The 5,234-nt window shown below is 41.7% G+C and carries 4 protein-coding genes; all 4 read left to right on the top strand.

Annotated elements, in window-relative coordinates; all coding sequences use genetic code 11:
- Positions 1 to 1,238 (top strand): tetratricopeptide repeat protein (locus H6S82_RS17135; protein ID WP_191056461.1); only part of this gene is annotated, 1,238 nt, incomplete at its 5' end.
- Between the two features lie 278 nt (positions 1,239 to 1,516).
- Positions 1,517 to 1,954, top strand: a complete 438-nt coding sequence (locus H6S82_RS17130) for a hypothetical protein (protein ID WP_190472957.1) — start codon at positions 1,517 to 1,519, stop codon at positions 1,952 to 1,954.
- A 132-nt stretch (positions 1,955 to 2,086) separates the two neighbouring features.
- Entirely contained in the window at positions 2,087 to 3,400 is a 1,314-nt protein-coding gene (locus H6S82_RS17125) for a P-loop NTPase fold protein (RefSeq protein ID WP_190472959.1), read from the top strand.
- The coding region (locus H6S82_RS17120) for an ATP-binding protein (RefSeq protein ID WP_191056460.1) at positions 3,397 to 5,234 on the top strand (1,838 nt) is incomplete at its 3' end. The genes H6S82_RS17125 and H6S82_RS17120, both read left to right, overlap by 4 nt.

The following is a 5,234-nucleotide window of genomic DNA, read 5'->3' as shown; positions in this document are numbered from 1 at the left end:
TTTTTCTACTTTTAGGTGGGATTCCGCTACCGGGTGCGGCAGTTTATATCGACCACCGAAGACTACGCAGTCGCTGGTGGAAAAGTGCGGTCTCCGCAGCGGGACCATTCGCCAGTATTTTGGTGGCGGTTTTGTTGACAATAAGTTTTCGGTTTGGTTCGTCATTGCCATTAGTTGAGTATAGGTGGATATGGCCGGCTTTGGCATTTCTAATTTACCTAGAAGTATATGTGGTTATCCTCAATTTGCTGCCGATTCCAGGTCTTGATGGTTATGGTATTATTGACCCGTGGTTGCCTCCAGAAATTCAAGAGCGATCGCGAAAGTTCGGTCAATACGGAATCTTTGTCCTCTTCGTGCTGCTTTGGTTTGTAGAACCGTTCAATCGGCTGTTGGGAGAAGGTGCTTTTTCCATTAGCCAAATGCTTGGAATTCCATCGCAGATGGTAGGGATGGGATACCGTTTATTCAACGAATGGGCGAAGGTTTTGCTAGTAGTGGCTATTGTGATTGCGATCGCAGTACGCCAGCTGACGAAAAAACCACATGAGAAGTGGTATGAGCAAGGCAACGGACGCATTAGAGGGCGAAAATATGAAGAGGCGATCGCAGCTTTTGACCAAGCAATTCGGGTCAAGTCTGATTTCCCGGAAGCTTGGTATATGCGCGGATATGCGTTATTGCAATTACAGCGGTATGAAGATGCGATCGCTGCTTACGATAAGGCGGTGGAAATCAAACCTGAGTATTGGGAAGCTTGGTACGATCGAGGCATTGCGCTAGAAATTGTGCAGCGACGCGAAGATGCGATATACTCTTATGAAAAGGCAGCGCAAATCAAACCCGATTTCCATTTAGCTTGGTACAAGTTAGGAGTGCAGCTAAATCATTTTCAACGATATGAAGAAGCAATTGCTGCTTACGATAAGGCAATTGAAATCCAACCTTATGATGCGAATATTTGGACTGACCGAAGTGCGGCGCTAGGTTATTTGAAGCGATATGATGATGCGATCGCTGCTGGCGAGAAAGCAATTAAAATCAATCCCAAACTCTTTTTTGCTTGGTATAACAAAGCTTGTGCTTACGCCGAACTGGGCAATGTCGAATTAGCTATGGAAAACTTACAAATGGCAGCCAAGCTAGATGCTGAGAAATTTAAGGAAAATGCCAAAAAAGATCCGAGTTTCGATTCAATTCGTCACCATCAAGCTTTTAGCAAATTGATTGGTGAATAGGCGATATATGCCTGTGCAATCTCTATGCAAAAGTTCATTTACTCAGATATTCTCAGATATTATTGAGAATGGCGCAAAATCTGAGTCTACATTTTCTCCCCCACTCCTGGTCTCCCCCACTTCCCCACTCCAGGGCTCGTTCGATTATGAAAGTATGGGATTGCCAAGGAAAAATTTATCTTTTTTTCAAAATAGGTAAAAATTTGTTAATGGCGATGCAGAAAATATCGCCACTGCTGATATAAATGACGAGTCCATAAATAAAGGAACCAACCAAAATGAGTAAATATGACGAAATCTTCGCCTCTGAAGTTCAAAGCGAACAGAAACTGAATTCTGAAGAAGCGGTAGCAGCCATAATCTTTGCGGCCATGTTCGCAGGCAAGGAAATCAATGACGAAGAAATGGAATATTTAAATGATATACTATCTGACACCGGAGTGTTCGATAGTTATTCACCAGAAGAAATCCAACAAACGTTAGATAAAATAACCGATATTTACAATGAAGAAGGTAGCGGGGTTTTGTTTAACACAGCTATTAATTCCATTTCAGACGAGTTCGTGGAAATCGCTTTTGAGGGAGCGGTTGCGGTGGTTTTAGCAGAAGAAAATCTCCCGGAAGAGGAAGAAAGTTTTGTCAATAAGCTTCAGGAAGCTTTGGACATTCCAGAAGATGTAGCGCAGGAGATTATAGACGACTTTGTGAGCGCGTGAGGTGAGATTTATTTGAATAGGGGTTGCTGAATTGGTGGTAATAGAAAATGGCCTCTACAATGGGGCTATATTTTTTTGTTTTTAGGAGTGATGATGTATAAAATAGAAAAAAGCGCTGGTCTGAGGTAGTCAATGAAACCGGATGATTTGCAAAGATTTTTTAAGGTATGTAACCCTGCTTATACGATCGATGTGGCGAAAGCTGAGGATAAGCAATACTATATCGATTTTTCTTCTGTGAGAGGAGGGGAAATTATTGAGGAGTTGGCAAGATCGATCGCCATCTTCTCTCCCAATGAATCAACCTGTCAGTTGTTTACGGGACATATCGGTTGTGGGAAGTCTACGGAGTTGTTGCGACTGAAGAAAAGGTTGGAAGATGCAGGATTTCATGTAGTTTACTTCGAGTCGAGTCAGGATCTCGATATGGCTGATGTGGATATCAGCGATATTTTGCTGGCCATTGCCAAGCAAGTTTTTGAAAGCTTAGAAGCAGTGGAAATTAAGCTAAAGCCAAGATATTTCGAGAGGCTATTTGGTGAAGTGAAAGATTTTATGAAAACGCCCATAGATCTTTCATGGACATCAGAGTTTTCTACTCCCATTGGCAAAATTACGGCCAAAACGAAAGATAACCCTTCGGTGCGGAAAGAGTTAAGGCAATATTTAGAACCGCGAACGGATAACATTTTAGAATCGATTAATGACGAACTATTAAAAAGTGCGGATGAGAAACTCAAGCAAGCTGGTAAAAAAGGATTGGTGGTACTTGTTGATAATCTCGATCGCGTGGATAGTTCGCCAAAAGTTGGGGAACGGATGCAGCCGGAATATTTGTTTATCGATCGAGGAGAGCAGTTACGGCGATTGAACTGTCATTTAGTTTATACTATTCCGCTGGGATTGATTTTTTCTAATGAGTACAATGTACTTGTCAATCGCATGGGAGGAGGGGTAGATGCAAAGGTTTTGCCGATGGTTCCTGTGCAGTCGCGAGATGGAAAGGAGTTTTCAAAGGGGATGGAATTGCTGCGCGAAATGGTTTTGGTGAGAGCATTTCCAAAGCTGAATCGGGATGAACAAATTAACTCAATCGCAGAAGTTTTTGATAGCCTCGAAACTTTGGATCGACTTTGCCGAGTTAGCGGCGGTCATGTGCGGAATTTGTTAGGATTGCTCTATAGTTGTATCCAGAAAAAAGACCCACCGATCGGTCAAAATACTTTGGAAACAGTGATTAAGGAAAGACGCAATCAGTTAATGCGAGGAATTAAAACGGATGATTGGGAATTGCTGCGGAAAGTGAAGGAAGAGAAAACTTTGGGACAAGGTTCACTATATCAAACTTTGTTGCGAAGTATGTTTGTTTTTGAATATCGCGATGATGATGGCCCTTGGTTCGATCTCAATCCAATTTTAGCAGATGCCAAACAACTAAATCCATGAGTGAATCGCAGCCACTAGAAAATATATCTGCCGATAATGAGGAATCTTTGCAGACGCTTTTACGTGCGATCGCACTTTCTCAGGGAGACTTTTCCCTGATTCTAGTGGTCTGCAACTATGCAGCTTTGTGCGATCGCATGGCGCAACGGCTGCTAGTATCTTCATCGGTGAAAATTGAAAAAATAGAATTGGGAAAGTTTGTTCCCAATCTTTACAGCACGATTGTTTCCAAATTGGGAGAAGAAAAGCCACCTGCATTAATGGTGTTTGGTTTGGAGGCGGTTGACGAGATCGATCGCGTACTCACTTCGGCTAATTATGTCCGGGAAGAATTTCGCAAAAATCTGCCGTTTCCGGTTCTTTTGTGGGTGAATGATGAAGCGATCGAAAAGTTTATTCGGTTAGCGCCGGATATTTTTAGTTGGTCTACTACGGTTGAGTTATCGATGACTAACGATGAATTGATAGAGTTAATTCGGCAAAGAACTAACCAGTTGTTTGCTACTGAAACAAATTTTTATTTAAATTTAGAAACCTTTTCGGAAGCTTGGCGAGAAATAGCAGCGGCAGAACGGGATTTACAAAATCGTCAAGCTGTGTTATTGACAGAGTTAGAAGCTTGTTTGCAAGTTTGGCACGGCTTAAATGATTTTACCAATAATCGGCTAGATGAAGCTTTAGAAAATTATCAGGAAAGCTTTCTTTTTTGGCAACAGGAGAATCATCGAGAACGGCAAGGCATATTGCTGCTGGCTATTGCCGAATGCTATAAGCAGAAAGCAATACAGCAGCGGGTAAAGAATCAGGAATTTTGGCAAGAAGAAAAATATTTCCTTTGGGAATCCCTCAAGAATTTCGAGCGATCGCAACGGCTGGATTTAGTTGCCAAACATATTAGCAAACTCGGTGAAGTGCTGCGACGCTTGCAAGCATGGCCAGAGCTAAAATCGCTGGTAGAGAAAAAAGCAATTAAACTGCATCTAACTTATGGAGACCCAAGCCAATTAGCTCAAGATAGAGGATTTTTGGCACAAGTTTCCTTAGAAGAATCTCGCTGGGATGAAGCCAAGCAACAGGCAGAAGCAGCACTGAAAATATTAGCTGAATCTCCTCTGATTCAACCAGATGAGTTACAGGAAAAAGGTTTTTATCAATTAATTTTAGCATTTTCGCTGCGAAAGTTAGGTGAAAAGCAACAGGCTGATGAACACTTAAGCCAAGCCTTTAGAGAAAGCAAGCCGCAGTACGAACCCCAGCTTTATATCAATATTTTGGGTAAGTTGAGAGAACTTTATTTTCAGCAACGCGATTATGGAAAAGCTTTTGAAATTAAGGTGGAAGAATATGCAATTCAATATCATTATAACTTTTTAGCTTTTGCTGGCGTAGCTCATTTTACTGCCAAAAGTAAGATAATTAATTCGACCCTGACAGAAACCGCCAAACAAGCAATTGTAGAACGGGAAATCTCCGGTCGAGAACCAGATGTGAAGCGATTGTGGGCAAGAATTAGCGCAGATTACTGCAAATTAATCGTCATTTACGGTCAGTCAGGGGTGGGTAAAAGTTCCCTAGTGAGAGCAAAGTTATTTCCGAAATTGCAACAAGAAAAGATTGATACCCGCCAAGGCTTACCCGTGCTGTTGCGATTTTATAATGGTTGGGTTAAGACTTTAGGCGATAATTTAAGAAAAGAGTTTCAGGAAGTTACAGGGGAAAACTTATCTGCATCTTTGGATTCTCCGGAAGAGATTATCCAACAGTTGCAGAAGAATGCCGAACTTAACCTGTTAACGGTTCTCATTTTTGACCAGTTTGAAGAATTCTTTTTTGT

Origin of the sequence: Planktothrix sp. FACHB-1355 (assembly GCF_014748295.1) — a bacterium.
Lineage (GTDB): Bacteria > Cyanobacteriota > Cyanobacteriia > Cyanobacteriales > Aerosakkonemataceae > Aerosakkonema > Aerosakkonema funiforme_A.
This window is presented reverse-complemented; position numbering and strand designations above follow the sequence as displayed.

What these genes read in the sequence shown, in the direction of transcription:
- H6S82_RS17130 (WP_190472957.1), top strand. Translation starts at nt 1,517, where the DNA reads ATGAGTAAATATGACGAAATCTTCGCCTCTGAAGTTCAAAGCGAACAG.
- H6S82_RS17125 (WP_190472959.1), top strand. Translation starts at nt 2,087, where the DNA reads ATGAAACCGGATGATTTGCAAAGATTTTTTAAGGTATGTAACCCTGCT.